Origin of the sequence: uncultured Photobacterium sp., from assembly GCF_947502415.1 — a bacterium.
Classification (GTDB): domain Bacteria; phylum Pseudomonadota; class Gammaproteobacteria; order Enterobacterales; family Vibrionaceae; genus Photobacterium.
The window spans coordinates 1-21885 of the sequence record NZ_CANMZV010000005.1; the positions used below are offsets into that span (position 1 = coordinate 1).

Below are 21885 nucleotides of genomic sequence, written 5' to 3' on the forward strand. Positions count from 1 at the left end.
GGAATCGATAACCGCTGAAAGCATCTAAGCGGGAAGCGAGCCCTGAGATGAGTCATCCCTGATACTTTAAGTATCCTGAAGGGTTGTTGGAGACTACGACGTAGATAGGCAGGGTGTGTAAGTGCTGCGAGGCATTGAGCTAACCTGTACTAATTGCCCGTGAGGCTTAACCATACAACACCCAAGGGGTTTTTTGGACTCCACATACGCTTGAATGTAAGCGCGAGAACACTAGTTAGATTTTCCCAGATTGCTATTATCCGCGCAGCGGGTAATAAAACAGAATTTGCTTGGCGACCATAGCGCTGTGGCCCCACCTGATCCCATGCCGAACTCAGAAGTGAAACGCAGTAGCGCCGATGGTAGTGTGGGGCCTCCCCATGTGAGAGTAGGACATCGCCAGGCTTTATTTGCCTATCTTGGTTATTGCTTGCATCTTTTGATACTTGCGATGCTCATGTGCTAACGCACACTGCGCTTCTCAGTTCAAAATCTGCATCACATAACACAAGATATTCTAAACAAAGCATTTAAAAGTAAGACTTTGTTTGGCACACAGAATAGTGTGGAGCGGTAGTTCAGTTGGTTAGAATACCGGCCTGTCACGCCGGGGGTCGCGGGTTCGAGTCCCGTCCGCTCCGCCACTTATTAAAGAAGCCTCGTCAGAAATGACGGGGCTTTTTTACGTCTGAAATTTGGGTATTGGTTCTGCGTGGAGCGGTAGTTCAGTTGTACCTTGAAAGCTTGATGGCCTGTCACGCCGGGGGATGCGCTGATGTTCGGTATGGAAGTCCCGTTCGCTCCGGCACTTATATTAAGCCCCCTCTCTAAGGTCGAACAGGAAGACTCGGGCTTTTTTACATCTGAAGGTCTTGTTTGCCCTGCGGTCGAATGAGTCCCGCCGGAGTGCCGACTCAGCCTCTCTACCAATCATCAAGTCCCAAGCAGAAATGTTGGGGATTTTTTGTATCCAGAGAAGAGCGGAAGTCCAGTTGGTTGCCCTCTAGATTGAACTATTCGAGAGATGTACAGCTCTTTTAGCTTTTAGCTTTTAGCTTTTAGCTTTTAGCTTTTAGCTTTTAGCTTTTAGCTTTTAGCTTTTGGGTTGTAGTACCCCAAAAGCTGCACAAAATATTAATCGTTAATATTCAATGATTTAATGTGAGGGTTTTAATGTTGGATAGAGAGGAATAAAAACGTTCAGCTTTTCGCTTGTCATGGGGCATAAAGTTGTACGCTATATGATTTAAAAATAGACAGGCTGAGTTTACTTGTTGACTGGTTTTGGGTGGGAAAGCTAATTTTTAAAGCAGATATAAGCTTGGTAAGTGACTAATCTTAAAGAGATGATAAGTTGGTTAATTAACTGATTTATTTAATGAATAATTCCATTCTTTTATGGAATAGCTATTGAAAATAACATCACTTGCACATAGAATATGTCACACAAATGAGACGGAAGAACGGCGTATCCGGTGATGCGTCCGGATTTCAAATCCGGGTAGGGCTGCCAGCAGTCCTGGGTAGGTTCGACTCCTATGTTCTTCCGCCACTTTCCTCTATATTTCTCTTGGTCTTTTCTTTAGTCCACTCATCATTTTAATCTTTGAATAATCCCTCATCTCTAAGCAGTCGATAATTTTTGTGACGCTTGGTAAAACCGACCTGATCGAAATATTCCAATAGCTGTATTGCGACTTTGCGCCCTAGTCCCGTGATATTCCGAAACTCTGCTGTTTCTAATTTTTCTTCTTCGTTGATTTTTAGTCGTATAACGTCAGCAATCGCAACCAATGTCTGATTGGTACAATAGCGATCTTTTACAATTGCAGTGATAAAGCCAAGTTGCGCTAATTTATAGCTGAACTGGCGCAGGTGTTGTTCATCGTGCTGGCAGGCTAGTGCTAGATCTCTTATCCATAAAGGCCCTTGAACCTGCCTAAATTGCTGTTCTATAAGCCGCCACAGTGTTTGCTCTTCTTGTGTTAACTGTAACTGGTGCTGAGGTAGGTGAAGCCAGCCTCTGGTATTACAAAGTTTATTTTCGGCAATCAGCGTTTGCAGCAGGTGATCGACGATAACTTTGGGGTGGGTGAGAGCCGCCATTCTATGCAGGCGATCCCGGCCGACTCCAATATGGTCACAAGAGGTTTGGTGATATTGTTCCAGACAATTAGTGATGACCAGTTCAAGTTTCTCTAAATAACTTGGGATACAGAGCCAGTTCTGGATTGTCTGGTAGTACGTTTCCTCTAAGCTGGATAGGTGTTCTGGCGATAGCTGGTGTTGCCAGCAGAACTGAGCAATATTTACCGGAGCATTATGCAGGGCTTGCAATAATATCTCTTTGGGGTGAGTGAGTGCTGCTCGTTGATTAAGTTGTTCTAGTCGCTCTGGTTTACGTTTTCCGCGGTTGGGTGGCAGTAGATCAATAGCTGTTGCCGAGCCGAGACTGATTTTGGCGGCGGGATCGCGGATCAGTAGTTTGTCCTGTTCGGCAATATGTAATGGGGTGTCAAATATCAGCTCGGCTAATCCTGTTTGTCCCGGCTCTTGAGATTGTTGCTCAAGTAAGGCGATGCGAGCTGTTGTGTGGGAAGCAACATGAAATACCTGTACTTGCTGCCAGTGCTTGATGGTTTGTTCTGCTGTGAGCTTTACGGTGATACGCGGGCTGCTTACTTGCGGTTCAAGGGAAAACAGCCAGTCACCACGTGATAGCTTCTCTTTATTGATATCACCAACTAAGTTGAGTGCGACGCGCTGATCGGCACTGGCATGGTCTGCTTTTTTCCCCTGACTATGCAGGCTTCTTATTCTTACCTTGATTGGCTTGTGAGAGTCGCGGCAGGCGAGGTACAACTGATCTCCGGCCTCAACCTTTCCATTTAATGCCGTGCCGGTGACAACCAGCCCTGCGCCTTTAACTGTAAAAGCACGGTCGATGGCAAGGCGAAAACTATTTGTGTCTGGTAGTTGCTGATGGTATCTGGTCGCAAGGGTGCATAGATGCTGTTTTAGCTCTGCAATTCCCTGGCCGGTATAGGCTGAACAGGTAAATAAATCCCATTGCGTGAATCCATATTGGATAAGTGCATTTTCCACCTCGGTGGCTCGGGCCAGCTGTTGTTCTGCGGTAGTTTTGTCTGATTTGGTAAGCACAACGGTGAGGCTTTCAATTGCCAGCAGACGCAGGATAGTCAGGTGCTCATAGCTTTGCGGCATTAGGCCTTCATCGCTTGCAACGACAAAAAGAGCGTGGCGGGCAGTGCCGACACCTGCCAGCATATTGCTGAGAAACTTCTCATGCCCTGGAACATCAATAAAGCCAATAATTTGCTCTGGTGAAGTTTGTTGTTCCTCGTTTGCAGGTAAAGGCATGAAGGCATAGCCTAGATCGATTGTCAGGCCGCGTTTTTGCTCTTCTGGCAAACGGTCGGTATTTGTATCGGTCAGTGCTTGCAGCAAATGGGTTTTGCCGTGGTCGACGTGTCCGGCGGTAACAATAATCATGCAAGTGCCTCATGTCGCTGATTGTTGGTCAGTGCGTTTATTTGGTTTGAAAAGTCCGTTTCATGGCTTAGGCCGCGCATACAGAGCCAGAGCTTATCGTGATGGATCCGGCCAATGATTGGGATATCACCGCCCGCCAGTCGCTCAGCCAGCGAATTTAGATTTTGGTTTGAGCCTGCTTTTTCACTAAAGGTAATGGCTATGGACATGAGTTGCTCTGTAGGCAGTGCTCCGCTACCTATTTGCCCCATACTTGATTCAATCTGAATGTGGAAATTCTCGCCGGCAAATTGTTTGAGCTGAGGCAGAAGTCGTTGCGCTTGTAATTCAAGTTCGGCAAGCGGGCGGGTAAGCTTGGCCAGTGTCGGCAGTTCACATGGAAGTCGTTCTGGGTAGCGATACAGATTTAGGGTCGCCTCAAGGGCTGCCAGCGTCATCTTGTCACAACGCAGTGCCCGCTTGAGTGGGTGGTGCTGGATTTGCTCTATCAATGCCTTGTCACCGGCAATGATGCCAGCCTGTGGGCCTCCAAGTAATTTATCTCCGGAGAAGCTGACCAGATTGATGCCGTCGGCAATCATAGTTTGTGGCATTGGTTCAGCCGGTAAATCGTATTCGGCCAGATTGATGAGTGAGCCACTGCCCAGATCGCTCACAACAGGTATCTGCTGTTCTTTTCCAAGCTGACACAGTTCCGATTCGCTGACTGCACTGGTAAAGCCTTGGATCATGTAGTTACTGGTGTGTACCTTCATCAACAGGGCTGTCTGGTCGGTAATGGCTTCCTGGTAGTCACGTAAGTGGGTACGGTTGGTTGCTCCGACTTCGACCAGTCGGCAGCCTGCCTGTCGCATGACATCTGGGATCCGAAACGAGCCGCCGATTTCCACTAGTTCCCCGCGGGATACTATTACCTCTTTTCCTGCAGCAAGGGTTGCCAGCATGATGAGTACGGCAGCTGCATTGTTATTGACGAGACAGGCATCCTCACAACCGGTTAGCTCTTGTAGAAGCTGACTGATTGCTTGGTCACGGTGACCTCGTTGTGCATTGGCCAGCGAGTACTCAAGTGTGGCCGGATGGCGCATCACCTGAGTCACAGCTGCAATCGCTGCTTCTGCCTGCTGGGCCCGGCCCAGATTAGTATGGAGTATAGTGCCGGTAAGATTGAATACCCGGCGCTGGCCCGGTTGGGACTGTTGCTTCAGTTTCTCGGTAAGTTGGTGGCAGAGCCGTTTCTCATCAATTCCCTGGTCGTTAAGCCATGCAGGCAGTTGTTGTTGCTGGCGAATAACCTGACGGGCTTCATCAAGAAGCTGACGGATCCATGCAAGGGTGTTGGTTCGGCCATGATGCTGGAGCAGATTATTCTGTTCAGCTACCTGAAGGAGCTTATCTACGCTCGGAAGTCGGCCATATAAGTTATTCGCGGTCATTGCTATCTCTAATTACTGTAAAACGGGAAGCAGAAACGGGTTGAAGCCGCTGCGTAGCAGGGCTGTTTCGTTGAGTTTGATGTCGAGGATCAGCGAGGAAAGATCATCGGCAACCGGGTCAATCTGAAGATCTTTTTCGGTGAACATAATTTTGAGATAGCTCTGGCATTCATCACAGGTTTCTGCGCGGATCGGAGCGTTATTGTCATCTAGACTTGCAAGTTTAATTTGGCGGCTGTCACCACAGTGGGTGCACTGGGCGCGCAGGCTGTTCCACTGAGTTTCGCACAGGCTGCAATGCAGGTAGCGGTGTCCGGAACCGTTAACCATGCTGGCAACCGGTGCGCTATGGCAAAGCGGACAATGCTGCAGGGCTTCGCCGCCTTCTGGCTGCCAGTCGAAGCGGGTGTTGGCAACGACCAGGCTAAAGTAAGTATTCAGAGCGGCCCATACGAAAATAGCCTGATCTGCCGGGATCTGATCGAAGTTACCCTGACGTAGTGCTTTACCGTAGCCTGTAAGCGTATTGGTATTAAGTTGGGTAAGATCATCTAGCGTTGCTTTGATGTCATCACTGACTAGTGGTGTCAGTTGCGTGATGAGATCACCAAGAATCTCTGTCCAGATGGCATCAGGAGCAAAGTGCGGTGCGCTTAGCGGGGCATGTTCGCTTGTATGAGTTTGTGTCTTGATTTTGCTCTGGTATTCAAGGGTAAGGTTTGCCTGAACCTGGACGATTTGGCCGATCAGAAACAGGTAGTCTTCCATGAAGGATGCTTTAGCGAGCTGGCGCAAGCGAGCTGCCCGAGATTCAAAAAGGGTGTGTGGCTGGCCGATGATCAGCGGTTTAAAACCATCGCTGGATTGTTGGATGATGGTGTCTTTGTCAAGAATTCGAACACTCATGGAATCACCTTATTGAAAAAATAAAGAAGCCGTAAGCTTTCGCCTACAGCTTCTGTTGAAGTTATGATCGACTTATTTTTGTGTTTCTTTATTTGCAGCTTTTTTAGCAAACAGTTCGCGATACCAGCGCGGATGATGTTGCTTGGCCCACGCAGGCGAGACCTTGCCATCAAGCATGCCGTCGATAGAGCCTTCGACCCAGTACGCCATGTAGGCGTGGATCAGCAGGCTGATACCAAAGAGCGCGGCAATGGCTGAGTGTGTCAGTAGGGCAATACGGACATACTCGATATCAAAGTAGGCAGAAAAATAGGCTCGCCATGCCACTATCCCCGATACCAGCAGCAGGACTGCTGAAGCCAGAAACTGACGGAGGATCATTTTTTGTCCCGGGTTGTACTGGCCAACTTCAGGGATCCTTTCTTCGTTTTCCAGCAACACATCTTTGATACGCAGCATCCATTGCAGGTCGCCTTGTTCAAAATGGTTGTGATGCCAGTAACGGAAGGCCAGAAAGAACAGTCCGAGGCACATCGTAATCCCGAAGAAGGGGTGCAGAATGCGTGCAAGCTGCGGCGTACCAAAAATGAAGCTCAGCCAATGCAATGGCGCAAACATAAATGACAGGCCTGAAAGCAGGCTCATCACTCCGGTAAATGCCACTGTCCAGTGGGCAAGGCGATCTAACGGCTTATGACGTAAAATGGTTTTTTCTACATTCATTGGTTATCTCCTTTTTCCTTGCTTTTCTGGTGCGATTCAGCTTCTTCCTCGGCCCTGACCCGGTTACGGCCGACAGTGATCCGGTGGATTGCCGCTAAGGCCAGTGTGCCGACAAAACCTGCTGCAGACAGTGGCTTGAGGGCATCTTTCCACAATGTGACAGACGTACCGATTTTCGGTTCTTTCGGCAAATCGTAGTGCTCAGGCTTCGTAATATCGTGCAGGACATAAACCACATGGGTGCCGTTGACACCTTGAGGGTTATAGATCCCGGCCTTGCTGTAACCTTTGGCCTTCAGCTGAGCGACACGTTGCTCGGCATCATGCAGGATTTCTTCCCGCGAGCCGAAGCGCAGTGCTCCTGTCGGACAGGTTTTAACACACGATGGCGCTTGGCCAGCCTGTAAACGGTCAAGGCACAGGGTGCACTTGTAAACCCGGTTGTCGACCGGGTTCATACGTGGAATATCAAACGGACAGCCAGCGATGCAGTAGCCACAGCCGACACATTTTTCCGAATTGAAATCCACCACACCGTTTTCGTACTGCACGATAGCCCCAGGTTGCGGGCAGGCCTTCAGACAGCCCGGATCCGAGCAATGCATACAGCTATGCTTGCTGAACAGCCACTTGAAGCGGTTATCTTCTTCCACCTCTTTGAAGTGGATAGTCGTCCATGTATGGGCTGTGGTATCTGCCGGGTTCTGGTATGAGCCTTCAAAGTTGCCAATGTCTTCGCGCAGATCATTCCATTCTGAGCAGGCCACCATACAGCCCTTACAGCCGCTACAGCAGGTGACATCGATCAGTTTGGTTACTTCAACCTGATGGTGTCGGCCCTGTGCCGGTGGCGTAAGCGACGAAGTTGCAGAGCTGCGAATAATATTCTGAGATTGCATAGTCATGGCTTACTTCACCTTTTCCACATTAACCAGAAATGCCTTGTACTCGGATGTTTGCGAGTTGGCATCACCGACGCTCGGCGTCAGGGTGTTCGCCAGATAGCTAGGCTTGGTATGCCCCTCATAGCCCCAGTGGATCGGGATCCCCACGGTATGAACGGTCTGGCCATTGACGTGCAGCGGTGCAATACGCTTCGTTACATACGCCTTGGCCTCAATAAAGCCTCGCTTGGACGAAACTCGGATCATGTCGGCATTCTTGATCCCTTTCTCGTTCGCCAGCTCAACACCGATTTCGATGAACTGCTCCGGCTGAACAATCGCATTCAGGCGTGCATGGCTGGTCCAGGTGTGGAAGTGCTCCGTCAGGCGGTACGTGGTACCGATGTACGGGAAAGCTTCTTTGTCACCAAGTTGGGCCAAATCATCTTTGAAGATCCGTGCTGCCGGATTCGACACTACATTCTTATGCAGCGGGTTAGTACCCAGCGGCGTTTCGAATGGTTCATAGTGTTCCGGGAACGGGCCTTCGGCCATTTTGTCCAGAGCAAACAGGCGACCGACGCCTTCCGGTTGCATGATGAACGGACCGGCATTGCTCGATGGCGGCAGCTTGGCATTGAAGTCCGGTACATCCGGGCCAATCCAGCGGTTGTTTTTCCATTCCACTAGGGTGCGGCGTTTATCCCACGGTGTACCATCCGGCTTGGTTGAAGCACGGTTATACAGTACCCGGCGGTTTGCCGGCCACGACCATGCCCAGTTCGGCGTCAGGCCTAAACCGGATGGGTCGCTGTTGTCACGGCGTGCCGTGAGGTTGCCATCTTCGGTCCAGCTACCGGCATAAAGCCAGCAGGCTGCGTTGGTTGAGCCGTCGGCTTTCATTTCTGAGAAGCCTGATAGCTGCTTGCCCTGAGTATTTTTACCGTTAAGTTCTTTAGCCAGCTCAATCGTTTGTGGCTCTTCAGGGTTGGCATAATCCCAGTTGAGCGACAGGATCGGATCTGGATAAGTACCGCCTTCGTGCTGATACATTTCACGCATCTTCAGGAATATACCGGCAAGGATCTCTGCATCGCCCTTCGCCTCGGCTGGTTTATCAGCCGCTTTCCAGTGCCACTGCAGCCAGCGTGAAGAGTTGACGATAGTGCCGTCTTCTTCAGCAAAGCAGGCTGTCGGCAGGCGGAATACCTCGGTATCGATGCTTGCGGTATCAACCTCGTTCACATTTGGCTTGTGCTGCCAGAAGGTGGAGGTTTCGGTTACCAGCGGATCGATAACGATCAGGTACTTCAGCTTAGACAGGCTGTTGATGATCTTGTTTTTGTTCGACATGGACGCAAGCGGGTTGAAGCCCTGGCAGATATAGCCGTTCACTTCCCCTTTGTTCATCATCTCGAAGTACTTCATCATGTCGTACATCTGATCCCACTTCGGCATCATCTCAAAGCCCCAGCCGTTTTCGGCGGTCGCTTTGTCGCCCCAGAATGATTTCATCAGGGAGACGAAAAATGCCGGGTAGTGCTGCCAGTAATTGGTCTGATCTGGTCGCAGTGGCATAGGTGTATGATGCTGAATGTAAGTATCAAAGTTGATGTCTTTATCCGACGGCAGTTTCAGGTATCCCGGCAGGCTTTGTGCCAGCAGGCCAAGGTCGGTGATCCCCTGAATATTTGAGTGACCACGCAGGGCGTTAACACCGCCGCCAGCCATGCCCATATTACCCAGCAGCAACTGAACCATTGCCATCGAACGGATGTTTTCAGCGCCTTTTGAGTGCTGAGTCCAGCCTGTCGCGTACAGGATTGTCGCCGTCTTATTGTCGGCTGCTGTCGCGGCAAGTAATTTACAAATTTTCTTGTAGTCGTCGATTGGCGTACCGCAGATGTTGGTGACAACTTCCGGGGTATAGCGGGCCACGTGCTCTTTTAACAAGTTCCATACACAACGCGGATGCTGTAGGGTTTCATCCGTTAGTGCATGGCCGTTGTCATCAAGCTGATAGAACCAGGTGCTACGGTCATATTGACGATTCTCTGCATCGTAGCCAGAGAACAAACCATCGTGGAACGCATAATCGTCGCGCACGATAAAGCTCGCGTTGGTATACGCTTTTACATACTCGTGATTCACCTGGTCGGTTTCGAGCAGGTAACGGATCACGCCAAGCAGGAACGCAATATCGCTACCGGAACGGATCGGCGAATAGTGTTCAGCTAAAGCGGCTGTACGGGTAAAGCGAGGATCGACAACGATGAGTTCAGCGTTGTTGTGCTTTTGTGCTTCCACTACCCAGCGGAAACCGACAGGGTGAGCTTCAGCGGCGTTACCGCCCATAACCAGGATCAGATCAGCGTTTTTAATATCTACCCAGTGATTGGTCATCGCGCCGCGGCCAAATGTTGGAGCAAGACTTGCTACCGTAGGGCCGTGTCAAACGCGTGCTTGGGTATCGACTGAAACCATTCCAATACCGCGGGCAAACTTCTGGGTTAACCAGCCGTTTTCATTGCTTTCAGCTGAAGCACAAAGCATCCCGGTGGATAGCCAGCGGTTAACGGTAGTACCTTGCTCGTTGGTTTGGATCAGGTTGGCATCGCGGTCTTGCTTCATTAGCTTAGCAATGCGGGTGAAGGCTTCATCCCATGAGATACGCTGCCACTTGTCTGAACCCGGAGCGCGGTATTCAGGGTATTTAAGGCGTTGTTCGCTATTGATGAAGTCAGCCAGGCCGGCACCTTTAGGGCACAGTGCGCCACGGCTTACCGGATGATCCGGATCACCTTCGACATGGAAGACTTTCTGTTTGATATCACCCGCACCATCACCCATGCTGTAAATTAGCAGGCCACAACCAACAGAGCAGTATGAACATGTATTTCGTGTTTCTTTCGCGGCAGTTAATTTAAAATCCCGTGCCTGAGCCCAGGCTTTTTTCGGGATCGCTGCCAGCGATGCAATTGAAGTGCTCACAACACTTCCAGCGCATAATTTAAATAATTGACGTCTACTTATATTCAAAGTCAACTCGCTTAGTTTATTAAATAATAATTGTATTACAAAGGAAGTTCGTTATTCTAACGGCAATTTCAATGTCGTCAATAATTAGTATATTAAGTTTATGCTTTGTAATTTAACCCGAAGTAAATCTATTGATTATGTAGAATATTCAGAGATGGAAATAATTAAATATGAGAATGGAATAAAAACAGAATGTGTCGATTTTATTGCTGAGGAAGTGCCAGTTGCACTTATTTATAATGGTATTTCCCATGCGGTAATGATGGCAACTCCCTCGGAATTAAAGAGCTTCGCGATAGGTTTTTCTTTATCAGAAAGAATTATTAAAGATATTAAAGAAATAAAACATATTGAAATAAAAAATAATATAGAAGGCGTTGAAGTTCATATTGAGTTGCAAATGCGGCGTTTTATGGCGTTAAAGGAGAGACGCCGAAGTATGGTTGGCAGAACGGGTTGTGGTTTGTGCGGTGTTGAGCATTTAAAGCAGGCAATAAAACCTGTGTCACAGGTATCTAATGCAAACACAATTAGCTTATCTGTTATAAATCAATCTATTGATGTGTTGCGTCAGAGTCAGTTGCTAGCCAGGACTACAGGTTGTACTCATGCAGCTGTTTGGTTGGATCCTACCGGGGAAGTAAAGGCGATTTATGAGGATGTAGGCCGTCATATTGCAATGGATAAGCTCATTGGTGCCAGGGCCCAAAGCGAAGGTTTACAGCAAGGCGCTATTCTAATTACTAGCCGGGCGAGTTATGAAATAGTGCAGAAAGCAACCTCGGTAGGTGTGGAAATATTATTAGCTGTTTCTGCGCCAACAGCATTAGCCATAAAGCTGGCTAATGATTCTGGTTTAACGTTGGTTGGTTTTTGTCGTGAGGGACGTGCTGTTATTTATACCCATAAGCACCGAATAATGACTTAGAATACTAATTAATACCTAATAATTACTAAAGCAGATACTAGTCTTTAAATATACCCTACATGAATGATTTATTATGTAGGGCTGAAACTATTTGTCGTAATTATATGGTTAAGGTTGTTGGTAGTGATTGCTAATAAATCATAATCATGGCTTTTAAATACCAAGAAATAACACTAAGTACGTAATTATTACCAATACTACCCTAATATTATCTGGGCGTTGTTTGACCTTTGGCGGAAGTCTTGCGTTTTAAGCCCAATGCAGATCATGTACCATTGCTCTATTGTGCTGAGAGCCGTAAACACACGAGCGCGCTAGAGGAATAGGAAGGCAAGATGAGCCAGGTGATGAGTGACCCTCAACAAGTAGACAGTGATCTGCTGACAGAAATTGCGATTGCGTATTATCAGGATGGGGCAACGCAGGAAGAGATCTCGAAAAAATTTGGTATGTCGCGAGCTAAAGTCGGTCGCTTGCTGCGACGGGCTCGTGATGAAGGGGTTGTTGAGATCACCGTCAAATATCACCCGGTATTCAGTGAAAAGTTGGAGCAGCAACTGATAGAGCGATTCAATTTGAAGCGGGCACTGATTGCATTGGATCAACCGGATGATGAAACTCAGCGTCAGCAGGTGGCTAGTCTGGTATCGAGCTATCTGGCATCGACTTTGACCGATGATATGGTGGTTACTGTCGGTCAGGGGCGAAACATCGCCTCAATTGCCAGCCATGTGGGTGTTGTTCCTCATCGTAAGTGTCGTTTTGTCTGTGGGATCGGCGGTACTCACCGTTCGGGTAATGCGATTAATGCTGACCATATTTGCCGTCAGTTGGCGAAGAAATATGACGGGATCAGTGAAACCTTGTATGCACCTGCCTATGTAGAAGATATCAAGGTCAAAGAAGCCTTCATGCAAAACGGTACGGTGAAAGAGACGCTGGACCGTGCCCGCCGTGCTGATGTGGCGTTGGTCGGGGTGGGCGATATGGATGAGAACAGCCATATGGTTAAGCTGGGCTGGTTTTCGCCGCAGGAGATTGTTGAAGCCCGTATTCGCAAAGGTGTAGTGGGTGATATTGCCGGCTATGACTTTTTCGATAGCCAAGGGCAGAAAGCCGATACCAGGATGAGTGACCGGGTGATTGGCCTTAGTATGGACGAGCTTCGCCATATTCCGACTGTCGTGGTAACCGCTGCCGAAAACAGTAAGGCTCTGGCTCTGTTGGGGGCGTTGCGTTCGGGGGTGGTGGATGTACTGGCAACCAGCGTGAGTAACGCGCTGACGATACTGAATCTGGATCAGCAGATGAAGTAACAGGCATTACGGATGGATAGGGCTGCATATTTGCAGCCTTTTTTGTACTTGTGCTTTGCCACAGGTTGCTATGCTTTTTAGATACTGAGGGGAATATTTCAAGGATTGGAGAAGGAACAAGGTGTTGAGAACAGTATTGTTATCGCTGTTGTGGCTGGTGGTCGTTCAGCCTGTTACAGCCAGTCCGTGGGAGAAAGTTGATGCTCCCACCAAAGGAGAGTCGGAGTCCATTGGTGCTTACAATAATGGTTGCCTGGCGGGGGGAGAAGATTTGCCCTTACAAGGTGACGGGTATCAGGTGATGCGCTCTCATCGCGGGCGTTATTATGGTCATCCGGATACGATCGCATTTCTGCGTGATTTGTCGCAGCGGGTGCAAAAACTGGAGCTTGGGCAGCTGTTGGTCGGTGATATTGCTATGCCGCGTGGTGGACGTTTTTCTTCCGGTCATGCCAGCCACCAGACCGGCCTTGATGCCGATATCTGGCTGAAGTTGACCGACAAGCCGTTATCGCAAGAGGAGCTGATTGACGTTGAGCCGTTGCCGATGGTTCATCTCAAGGATTACAAAATTAACCAGGAAAACTGGGGCAAGGAGCAAGCGAAGCTGGTACAGCTCGCGGCTATTGATGAGCGTGTGGCCCGTATTTTTGTCCACCCGGTGATAAAAGAACAGCTGTGTAAGCGTGATTGGGCTGCTCGGGGGTGGTTGCGTAAAGTCCGGCCTTGGTGGGGGCATTATTACCATTTCCATGTCCGGCTTCACTGCCCGGAAGGAGATAGTAGCTGCAGGCCACAAAATGCTCCGCCATCAGGAGACGGGTGCGGTGCGGAGCTGGCGTCGTGGAAGCCCAAGGTGAAGCCGCAACCACAACCGCAGAAAAAGAAAGTGGTGAAGAAGGCGAGGAAGAAGCTATCTAAGCCGCCAGAGCAGTGCCTGGCATTGCTTCGCAACTGATATGAAAAAAGCGCCTTGCGGCGCTTTTTGTATTGGGTTGCTCGGATGATTAAGCAAGACCTTGTAGGGTAACGAACTTTTCGAGCAGCTCGTCGTCAGTCTCGACATGATTCGGGTCGGTGATAATGCAGTTGGTAATAGGGCAAACCGACTGGCAGGTTGGTTTGTCATAATGACCTTTACACTCGGTGCATTTATCTGGGTCGATCTCGTAGATCTCATCACCCATGATGATCGCTTCGTTTGGACACTCCGGATCACACATGTCGCAGTTAATGCACTTTTTGGTAATTAGCAGTGCCATAGTGATTACTTGCTGTCTTTTGGTGCGTGAGGGTTACGAGTGTTCTCACCTGTGTTCAGGTTACGCATCAGCAGGCCATATTCCAGATTCATATCTTGAGGAACCGGGATAAATACGAAGTGACCGTTGCCTTTTGCATCATCGATAGACTCTGACTTGCGGTTTTCCATCATCTCAAGGTTGAAGATCACGTTGCCTTGCGGTGTCATCATTTCTAGGCTGTCACCAACAACGAATTTGTTCTTCACTTCAACTTCAGCCAGATCGCCGCGGCGTTTGCCGGTGAACTCACCAACAAACTGCTGCGAGTCAGAGATCGAATAACCGTAGTCATAGTTCTGGTAAGAATCGTGGGTGTGACGGCGAAGGAAGCCTTCGGTGTAGCCACGGTGCGCCAGGCTTTCCAGCGTACCCATCAGGCTTTCGTCAAATGGCTTACCGGCAACTGCGTCATCAATTGCTTTACGGTAAACCTGCGCGGTACGGGCACAGTAGTAGAATGATTTGGTACGGCCTTCGATTTTCAGTGAGTGCACGCCCATCTTAGTCAAACGCTCAACGTGCTGGATAGCGCGCAGATCTTTTGAGTTCATGATGTAAGTGCCGTGCTCATCTTCGAATGCCGCCATTTTTTCTTCCGGGCGGTGGCTTTCGCTCAGCAGTACAACTTCATCGGTTGGTTTACCCAGGCCGATAGTATTATCCGGACGCTCGGCTTCTTGCATCTGAACGGCTGATGCATTTTGAATTTCAACAATCTGGCCAGCGTCGTTTTCTGTCGCTTTTTCAGTTTTGTATTCCCAGCGACATGCATTGGTGCAAGTACCCTGGTTCGGGTCACGCTTGTTGATGTAGCCAGAAAGCAGGCAGCGGCCAGAATAAGCCATGCACAGTGCACCGTGGACGAAAATTTCCAGCTCGGTGTTAGGGCATTTCTCACGGATTTCTTCGATTTCTTCCAGTGACAGCTCGCGCGATAGGATCACACGCTCAACGCCCTGGGTTTCCCAGAATTTTACGGTCGCCCAGTTAACGGCGTTCGCCTGTACAGACAGGTGAATAGGCATTTCAGGGAAGTTCTCGCGAACCAGCATGATAAGGCCAGGGTCAGACATGATCAGGGCATCAGGGCCCATGTCGACGATTGGCTTAAGGTCGCGGATAAACGTTTTTAGCTTAGAGTTATGCGGCTGAATGTTACATACCACGTAAAGCTTCTTGCCTTGGGCGTGTGCTTCATCGATACCGATTTTCAGGTTCTCGTGGTTGAACTCGTTGTTACGTACGCGAAGGCTGTAACGAGGTTGGCCAGCGTAGACAGCATCGGCACCATAGGCGAATGCGTAACGCATGTTTTTCAGACTGCCCGCAGGCGATAACAATTCAGGTTTAAACATAGCTCTTATAATTCCAGTGTCTGATTGCAAATCAGGCCGTATCACAGGGGGATACGGGTGTGAGGCGGGATTTTACTGTGATCCGCACCACAAAGGCAACGAAAATGGGTCAAAGCAATGAGTTTTGAGTGCCGGGAGGCAAGAAAAAAGAGAGAAGAATCAATAGAGGGTATAGGGGCTAGGAGAGTGAGGCACAACAATTTGAAAGTTGTACCTCGCTTTCGGGATTTTTACTCTTTCGCTTCCAGGCCGCCAAGTACCTCGAACAGGTTTGGCAGGAAGGCAGAGAATTCACCGCACATCAGGGACAGGTCGGCGTCGATGCGCTGAGCGATATCTTCGCGATCGATATCTTCGTTCTGATCTTTCAGCTCGTCAGAGAACTTCAGGCGCTTGACGGTCAGGTCTTCACCAAGAACAAAGTCGATACGGTCCTGCCAGTTCAGAGCCAGCTTGGTTACCAGCTTGTCTGCTTCAATGTGGGCCATGATTTCATCGCTGCTCAAATCCTGCTGTTTGCAGCGGATCACCCCACCATCTTCCAGAACCGCTTTTAGCTCGGCTTCTTCGCCAACGGTAAAGCCGTTTGGTGAGGTGTTTGAGCGAACCCACTCAGTCATAGTCAGTTCAGCCGGTTTTTCAGGGGTAACAGGAATAACTGGTAGGCTGCCGATGGATTTACGCAGTAGTGCCAGCAGATCTTCGGCTTTTTTGAAGCTGCCTGCATCAACCACGACATAGCCTTGCTTTGGCATGATCAGCGCGTAGGTTTGCTGGTGGCGGCTGAATGCGCGAGGTAGCAGATCCATCACAATTTCATCTTTGATGGTGTCTTTTTCGCTTTTCTTCAGCTTACGGCCAAGCTCTTGCTCCTGCGCTTCTACCTTGGCGTTCATCGACTCTTTGATCACCGAGGCCGGTAGCATCTTTTCTTCTTTACGGGCACAGATCAGAATATTGTCGCCACTTACATGGGTGAACATATCACCGTGCTTGCCTAGGGCATGAACCCAGCCAAACTTTTGTATGTCTTGGCTACCACAAGGGGTAAAGCGAAACTCTTCCAGTTGTTTTTCAAGCTGATCCGGATTGAGTTCAATTTCACGGCTAAAGCGATAGGTCAGTACGTTTTTAAACCACATCATGGCAGTTACAAATCCTAGGTTGTGCATCAGGCTGACAATCTTATTGCATTGCTTTGGTTTTGTCGCAATTTTTCTCTGGCTAACCGGCTTGGGAAATTCGATTTGTGGGGTACAATCGAGATAGTTTTCCTGACTGGCATATACATACCGCAATGAAAATCCTCCATACCTCCGACTGGCATCTTGGCCATCAACTGCATGGCTATAACCGCGACTACGAACATCAGGCATTTCTCGACTGGCTGGCAGATACGCTGGAGCAGCAGCAGGTTGATGCCTTGCTGGTAGCAGGCGATATTTTTGACACCGCTAACCCGCCGGCAAGTGCATGGCGAATGCTGTACCGCTTTATGGCGCGTTTGGCCAAGAGTATGCCGCAGCTGAATGTGGTAATGATCGGTGGCAACCATGATTCGCCGAGCAAGCTCGATGCTCCGCACGAGTTGCTGAAAGCGTTTGATTTGCACATGGTCGGTGGGATTCATCGTGACGAGACTGGCAGGCTTGATCATCATCGGATGTTGGTCCCGTTGACGGATAAGTTGGGTGAGCAGGCGGCTTGGGTTCTGGCGGTTCCTTTTCTGCGCAGTGCTGATCTTCGGACCGAGGATCTTGGTGAGGACGATGATCGCCTGATCAAAGGGGTCGAAACCCTGTATGCCGAAATGACTCAGGTTGCCCGGGAGCAAAAAACGTCTTACCAGGCGTTGATAGGTATGGGTCATGCCTATATGGCCTCGGGTAAGCTTTCAGAAATGTCTGAGCGCCGGGTACTCGGTGGGAACCAGCATGCGCTGCCGGCCTCGATTTTTGCCGATGACATTAGCTATGTTGCCCTGGGTCACTTGCATCTGGCCCAGCGTGTCGCCAAGCAGGAGCATATCCGTTATAGCGGTTCGCCATTGCCGCTGTCGATGTCGGAACGGGGGTATAAGCACCAGGTGGTGCTGGTTGAGTTGGACGGTGAACAAGTCGCTGAGATTGAGCCGCTGCCGATCCCGCGGGTGGTGGATATGCTGAAGGTTCCGGCATCTCCAGCTCCACTGGAGCAGGTATTGGATGAGCTGGAAGCTTTGGAGGTTGAGGATGTGCCGCGTGAACAGCAGCCGTTCCTGGAAGTTCATATTCTGCTTGATAAGCCGCAGGCTCTGTTGCGAGAGAAAGTGCTGGGGGCTCTGGAAGGTAAAGCTGTCAGGTTGGCTAAAATTACCCCTCATTACCAGCAGAAGGAACAACAGGAGGGGCTGGGCTATCGCCGCTTGTCAGAAGTCTCCCCGCAGCAGGTATTTAATCTGAGTTGGTCGAAAAAATATAACGGTGAGCCGGACGAGACGATGGCGGCAGCGTTTGAAAGCTTGCTGGTGCAGCTTGAAGACAGCGAAGCGGTTAATTCATAAGTAGTGAGATAATAACAACGATGAAAATTCTAGCGCTACGTGGCGAGAACCTTGCCAGCTTACAACAGAAATTTGAAATTGATTTTGCCCAAGGACGTCTTGGCGAAGCCGGCCTGTTTGCGATTACCGGGAAAACCGGAGCTGGCAAGTCGACCCTGCTTGATGCGATTTGTCTGGCACTGTATGACCGTATTCCCCGCCTGCAATCGAACAAGAAAAATGATGCTGAAATCGGCCGTGATGACGATACCAGCCGGATAAAAGCTAATGATGTCCGCAGTATTCTTTCCCGCGGCAAAGCCGAGGGCTTTGCTGAGGTAGATTTTGTCGCCAACGACGGCAGCCACTGGCGAGCCCACTGGCATGTCCGCCGTGCTCGCGGTCGGGCCGAAGGGCGCATTCAGGCATCAGAGCAATGGCTGGAAAGCTTAGAAACCGGACAGCGCTTTGCCGGGAAAAAGCAGGAATTGCAGACGGAAATGGAGCGCCTGATCGGGTTGTCGTTTGATCAGTTCCGCCGTGCGGTCATGTTGCCACAGGGGGAGTTTGCCGCTTTCCTGAAAGCCGGTGCAGATGAACGCGCGGCCTTGCTTGAGCGGATGACCGGAGGTGAGATCTATGGTCGCCTGTCGGTTGCAGCCTATGAACGAGCTCGTGAAGAAAAACAGAAGCTGACTCAGCTGCAAGATAAGCTGGGTGATATTGAACTGTTGTCTGACGATGATAAGCAGCAGTTGGTTGAACAGATCGAGCAACTGAAGAAACAGGTGTTGCAATTAGAGTCACAGCTGAATGAATTCAAACAGCATCAGCAAACGCTAAAAACCGAAAAAGTACTCATTGAACGAGTTACCGAAACCCAAGCGACATGTGCGCAAGCCAAGCAGCAAAAAGTGGCCGCTCAACCTCGCTACGAGTATCTGGCACAGATAGAAAAAGCGCAGCTGGCAAACCGTGATTTTTCATTGCTGCAACAAATACAAGTACAGTTGGCGAAACTGGCTCAGACGTTGGTTCAGGCTGAAGCTGCTCTGGTAACGGGGATGCAACACTTAGCCGAGGCTGATTCACGAGCAACAACAGCCCAAGAAGCCTTAAACCAGCTCCAGCAGCAGTGGCATCAGTTAGAGCCAAAAATTAAAGAGGCAACTAAGTGGGATCAGCAAGCCGACGATTTGCGCCTTCAGTTGAGGGAGCGAGAAAAAGAACTGCGGGAACTGAATGATTTTGCAGCGACACAGAAGCAGCAACTTCAGCAGATCCAACAGCAGCAGTTGACACAACAGCAACGTCAGCAGCAGCTGTCGATTATTCTAGAGCAAAACCAAACATTTAAACCCGTGGCTGAACAGTACGCCTCGGTGAAAGATAATCTTGAGCAATATCTTTCTGCGCACCGTTCCCGTTCTAAACTGAGCAAAGAAAAGCAGCAGATCGAAATTGAACAACAAAACCACGAACGTCAGCAAGCCGGTATTGATGAGCAGTTAAAAGCACTGCTGGCTAAGAAATCTGAATGTGAAGAGCAAAGCCAACAGTTCGATCTTGTAGCGCTGGAGCAATTGCAAACTCAAGAACGTAATCAGTATGCGGAAAAGCAGCAACTTCGTGATGCATTTCGACAAGCGATGTCGGGCACAAAGGAGTGGATGTCATTGCTGCAGCAGGCTGAAAAGCTACGGCTTGAACAGCAAGAATTACAAGGGGCTGTTGCACAATCAGAGTTACGTCTGACAACACTTATCCCTGAACTGGATACGTTGACGATTCAACATAAAGAAGTTGAACGCATGCTGCAGCAAAGCCGCGCAGTAATGAATCTGGGTGATTACCGGAATGAGTTGCAACCTGATGAAGCGTGTCCGCTGTGTGGTTCTCTCGACCATCCTTATGCCAGTGAAAATCCTATTGTTGATGAATTATTACACACTCAGCAGCAGCGTTTGGACGCATTGACCAAGCAGCTTCAAGATGGCGAAGCCGAGCGACGTCATTTGCAGCAGGTTATCCCTAAAGAGCAGCAACGAATTGTTGGCTTAAATAATGAGTTGCAGCAACGTAATTCCGCTATTGAGGATCTTTATCACCAAGACGAAGCGGTGTTGAGCTCATTAAATGTGTCTGATGTCTTGAATGTACATACTGACACTCAAACGTTGGAGCGGCAATTAGGGCAATGGCAACAGGATGTCGAGCGAACAGATAATGAATTAACCGCCTTGCAACAAAGCGGTGAACAGCGTCAGCAGCAAATTCTGCATGGTCGTCAATTGCAGGATTTGTTGCAGAAAATTCAACAGCAGGAAGCTGGCCTGAAAGATCAACAACATGCTTTGGCTCAGGCCTCGACGCAATGGCAAGAACGGCTGCAATCATTGGATGCTCAGAGTACGGTTCAGCAAGATATTCTAACCGCGCGTTCAAGTGCCTTGAATGAGCAATATGGCAGTGATGTCTGGCTTGAACAGCTAAAGCAACTTGGCTCAGAGCAATTTTTCTCGCAACTGGAAATTGACGTTAGGCAGTTTGCGGCTAATCAGCAGGAATTGTTGGAAACCGATAAGCTGTTGGCGGACTTAGCTCCCAAAATTGCCGAGATAGACACGTCGCTGCAAAACGCGCAAAAGCAATGTGCGGATATTGGTGAGAAAGCCGAGAAGATGAAGCAAGATATTCAGGAAATTTGGCAGCAGCGGGTGGCACTGGTCGGCGAGCAGAATTTACAACAGTTAGAGCTTCAACATAAGCAGACACTAAATGCTCAGCAAGATACACTGGCTGAAATACAAGTGGTTCAGCGCAAATCCGGTGAGGCACAAGCTGCGGCTGAGGCGGCGCTCAACAGTGCAAGGCAACAGCAAATTGATGCACAGAGTGAGCATCAAGTACTGGCTCAGCGCTGGTTGGATTGGCAAAACAAACTGGATTTGAGCGAACAACAACTGACTGAGTGCTTGAGTAAAGATGATGCTTGGCTAACCAATGAGCGTGAAACGTTAAAAGCGATAGAGCAGACGCTATCGTCAGCACAAACGGTGCTAGTGGAGCGAGAGCAAGCGGTTATTGAACATCAGGAATTAGCTGCAATTTCACATCTTTGGTTTCAGGAACATGGGTTTCAGGAACATGGGCTTAAGGAAGATGGGGTCAAGAATAACGAGCTCAATGAACATGATGGATTAGCAGATAGTGCGCAGCAATTTGAGGAACTGCAAGCTCAGTTGCTCGCGGATTGGAATCAGCAGAGAGCGGTTCTTGATGAGCAATTCTATCAGCAGCGCCAGCGTTTGGATCAAAGCCTAAAAGCCGAGCAGCTATCGGGTGAGCTGACCCAGAAATTGATGACTCAGCAGGAGCAGACGGAACTATGGCTACAGATGAGTGAGCTGATCGGTTCGGCAACCGGTAATAAGTTCCGTACCTTGGCACAAGGGCTGACTTTGCAGCAGTTGGTGGTGCTGGCTAACGAGCACTTGCAGGATCTGGCGCCTCGTTATGCGCTTCAACCAGTGCCGGGAAGCCCGCTGGCACTACAGGTGATCGACCATGATATGGGTGACGAAGTCCGCAGCGTCGAGTCACTGTCCGGTGGCGAAAGCTTCCTGGTTTCCCTGGCGCTGGCATTGGCACTGGCTTCTCTGGCGGCGGATACCCGTCAGCTGGGTTCGCTGTTTATTGATGAGGGTTTCGGCACGCTTGATCCCGATAGCCTGGAAATGGCGCTGGCCTGTCTGGATGCCTTGCAGGCGGACGGTCGCCAGATCGGTGTGATTTCACATGTTGGTACAATGGTCGAACGGATCGGCGTGCAGGTTGCCGTGGAAGCTCAGGGTGGTGGCCGTAGCCAGATTGCGATACGAGGTTAGAACAAATATTCCTAGGCTAGAACACTTCGAGTGTTAGAGCATTCTGAGCTTAGAAAAAGCAGAATGGTGGGTT

Annotated in this window: 14 protein-coding genes, 2 tRNA genes and 2 rRNA genes; 9 read left to right on the top strand and 9 right to left on the bottom strand. The window is 49.5% G+C overall.

Features of this window, described 5'->3' with window-relative positions; genetic code table 11:
• The 4 genes from Q0852_RS06605 to Q0852_RS06620 all read left to right on the top strand — a co-directional run.
• Nucleotides 1-174, top strand: a 23S ribosomal RNA gene (locus tag Q0852_RS06605); the annotation flags it as partial.
• 115 nt (nucleotides 175-289) lie between these two features.
• Nucleotides 290-405, top strand: a 5S ribosomal RNA gene (gene rrf, locus Q0852_RS06610).
• A gap of 162 nt (nucleotides 406-567) precedes the next feature.
• Nucleotides 568-644, top strand: a tRNA-Asp gene (locus Q0852_RS06615).
• Nucleotides 645-1457: 813 nt separating this feature from the next.
• Nucleotides 1458-1552: transfer RNA gene (locus Q0852_RS06620), tRNA-Sec, on the top strand.
• A gap of 47 nt (nucleotides 1553-1599) precedes the next feature.
• Here the strand turns inward: Q0852_RS06620 and selB are convergent.
• The 6 genes from selB to fdnG form a co-directional block, all read right to left on the bottom strand.
• On the bottom strand, nucleotides 1600-3513 hold the full coding sequence (gene selB / locus Q0852_RS06625; protein WP_299015628.1) for a selenocysteine-specific translation elongation factor: 1914 nt from the start codon (nucleotides 3511-3513) through the stop codon (nucleotides 1600-1602).
• On the bottom strand, nucleotides 3510-4949 hold the full coding sequence (selA, locus tag Q0852_RS06630; protein WP_299015631.1) for an L-seryl-tRNA(Sec) selenium transferase: 1440 nt from the start codon (nucleotides 4947-4949) through the stop codon (nucleotides 3510-3512). Before selA ends, selB begins: the two co-directional genes overlap by 4 nt.
• A 12-nt stretch (nucleotides 4950-4961) precedes the next feature.
• On the bottom strand, nucleotides 4962-5855 hold the full coding sequence (gene fdhE, locus Q0852_RS06635) for a formate dehydrogenase accessory protein FdhE (protein ID WP_299015634.1): 894 nt from the start codon (nucleotides 5853-5855) through the stop codon (nucleotides 4962-4964).
• A gap of 72 nt (nucleotides 5856-5927) precedes the next feature.
• Complete coding sequence (locus Q0852_RS06640) at nucleotides 5928-6578, bottom strand: formate dehydrogenase subunit gamma (protein WP_299015637.1); 651 nt, start codon at nucleotides 6576-6578, stop codon at nucleotides 5928-5930.
• The gene (gene fdxH / locus Q0852_RS06645; RefSeq protein ID WP_299015639.1) at nucleotides 6575-7483 is read right to left on the bottom strand and encodes a formate dehydrogenase subunit beta; all 909 of its coding nucleotides are present in this window, start codon (nucleotides 7481-7483) and stop codon (nucleotides 6575-6577) included. The genes Q0852_RS06640 and fdxH overlap by 4 nt, the downstream gene beginning before the upstream one ends.
• 3 nt (nucleotides 7484-7486) lie before the next feature.
• Entirely contained in the window at nucleotides 7487-10501 is a 3015-nt protein-coding gene (gene fdnG / locus Q0852_RS06650; RefSeq protein WP_299015641.1) for a formate dehydrogenase-N subunit alpha, read from the bottom strand.
• A 154-nt stretch (nucleotides 10502-10655) separates the two neighbouring features.
• Here fdnG and fdhD point away from each other — a divergent pair, with 154 nt between their 5' ends.
• From fdhD to mepA, 3 genes are all read left to right on the top strand, one after another.
• A complete protein-coding gene (fdhD, locus tag Q0852_RS06655; protein WP_299015644.1) occupies nucleotides 10656-11429 on the top strand; it encodes a formate dehydrogenase accessory sulfurtransferase FdhD in 774 nt (257 codons plus the stop codon).
• A gap of 335 nt (nucleotides 11430-11764) precedes the next feature.
• Nucleotides 11765-12745: a sugar-binding transcriptional regulator gene (locus Q0852_RS06660; RefSeq protein ID WP_299015646.1), complete on the top strand. Its 981-nt coding sequence runs from the start codon at nucleotides 11765-11767 to the stop codon at nucleotides 12743-12745.
• Between the two features lie 121 nt (nucleotides 12746-12866).
• A complete protein-coding gene (mepA, locus tag Q0852_RS06665) occupies nucleotides 12867-13703 on the top strand; it encodes a penicillin-insensitive murein endopeptidase (RefSeq protein ID WP_299015650.1) in 837 nt (278 codons plus the stop codon).
• Nucleotides 13704-13752: 49 nt separating this feature from the next.
• Here the strand turns inward: mepA and Q0852_RS06670 are convergent, their stop codons facing one another.
• From Q0852_RS06670 to rdgC, 3 genes are all read right to left on the bottom strand, one after another.
• Nucleotides 13753-14007 carry a YfhL family 4Fe-4S dicluster ferredoxin gene (locus Q0852_RS06670; protein WP_299015653.1) on the bottom strand — a complete coding sequence of 85 codons (255 nt, stop codon included), beginning with the start codon at nucleotides 14005-14007 and terminating at the stop codon, nucleotides 13753-13755.
• A 5-nt stretch (nucleotides 14008-14012) separates the two neighbouring features.
• Nucleotides 14013-15404, bottom strand: a complete 1392-nt coding sequence (yegQ, locus tag Q0852_RS06675) for a tRNA 5-hydroxyuridine modification protein YegQ (RefSeq protein ID WP_299015656.1) — start codon at nucleotides 15402-15404, stop codon at nucleotides 14013-14015.
• A gap of 230 nt (nucleotides 15405-15634) precedes the next feature.
• Nucleotides 15635-16546, bottom strand: a complete 912-nt coding sequence (rdgC, locus tag Q0852_RS06680) for a recombination-associated protein RdgC (RefSeq protein WP_299016340.1) — start codon at nucleotides 16544-16546, stop codon at nucleotides 15635-15637.
• A 155-nt stretch (nucleotides 16547-16701) separates the two neighbouring features.
• Between rdgC and Q0852_RS06685 the strand changes: the two genes are divergently transcribed.
• Complete coding sequence (locus Q0852_RS06685; RefSeq protein ID WP_367278114.1) at nucleotides 16702-17946, top strand: exonuclease SbcCD subunit D C-terminal domain-containing protein; 1245 nt, start codon at nucleotides 16702-16704, stop codon at nucleotides 17944-17946.
• 20 nt (nucleotides 17947-17966) lie between these two features.
• Entirely contained in the window at nucleotides 17967-21812 is a 3846-nt protein-coding gene (locus Q0852_RS06690) for an AAA family ATPase (RefSeq protein ID WP_299015662.1), read from the top strand.
• The last annotated feature ends 73 nt before the right edge of the window (nucleotides 21813-21885 follow it).

Excerpts from the sequence above, each read along its gene's own strand:
- selB (WP_299015628.1), bottom strand. The coding sequence starts at position 3,513 with ATGATTATTGTTACCGCCGGACACGTCGACCACGGCAAAACCCATTTG.
- selA (WP_299015631.1), bottom strand. The coding sequence starts at position 4,949 with ATGACCGCGAATAACTTATATGGCCGACTTCCGAGCGTAGATAAGCTC.
- fdhE (WP_299015634.1), bottom strand. The coding sequence starts at position 5,855 with ATGAGTGTTCGAATTCTTGACAAAGACACCATCATCCAACAATCCAGC.
- Q0852_RS06640 (WP_299015637.1), bottom strand. The coding sequence starts at position 6,578 with ATGAATGTAGAAAAAACCATTTTACGTCATAAGCCGTTAGATCGCCTT.
- fdxH (WP_299015639.1), bottom strand. The coding sequence starts at position 7,483 with ATGACTATGCAATCTCAGAATATTATTCGCAGCTCTGCAACTTCGTCG.
- fdhD (WP_299015644.1), top strand. The coding sequence starts at position 10,656 with ATGGAAATAATTAAATATGAGAATGGAATAAAAACAGAATGTGTCGAT.
- Q0852_RS06660 (WP_299015646.1), top strand. The coding sequence starts at position 11,765 with ATGAGCCAGGTGATGAGTGACCCTCAACAAGTAGACAGTGATCTGCTG.
- Q0852_RS06670 (WP_299015653.1), bottom strand. The coding sequence starts at position 14,007 with ATGGCACTGCTAATTACCAAAAAGTGCATTAACTGCGACATGTGTGAT.
- yegQ (WP_299015656.1), bottom strand. The coding sequence starts at position 15,404 with ATGTTTAAACCTGAATTGTTATCGCCTGCGGGCAGTCTGAAAAACATG.
- rdgC (WP_299016340.1), bottom strand. The coding sequence starts at position 16,546 with ATGTGGTTTAAAAACGTACTGACCTATCGCTTTAGCCGTGAAATTGAA.
- Q0852_RS06685 (WP_367278114.1), top strand. The coding sequence starts at position 16,702 with ATGAAAATCCTCCATACCTCCGACTGGCATCTTGGCCATCAACTGCAT.
- Q0852_RS06690 (WP_299015662.1), top strand. The coding sequence starts at position 17,967 with ATGAAAATTCTAGCGCTACGTGGCGAGAACCTTGCCAGCTTACAACAG.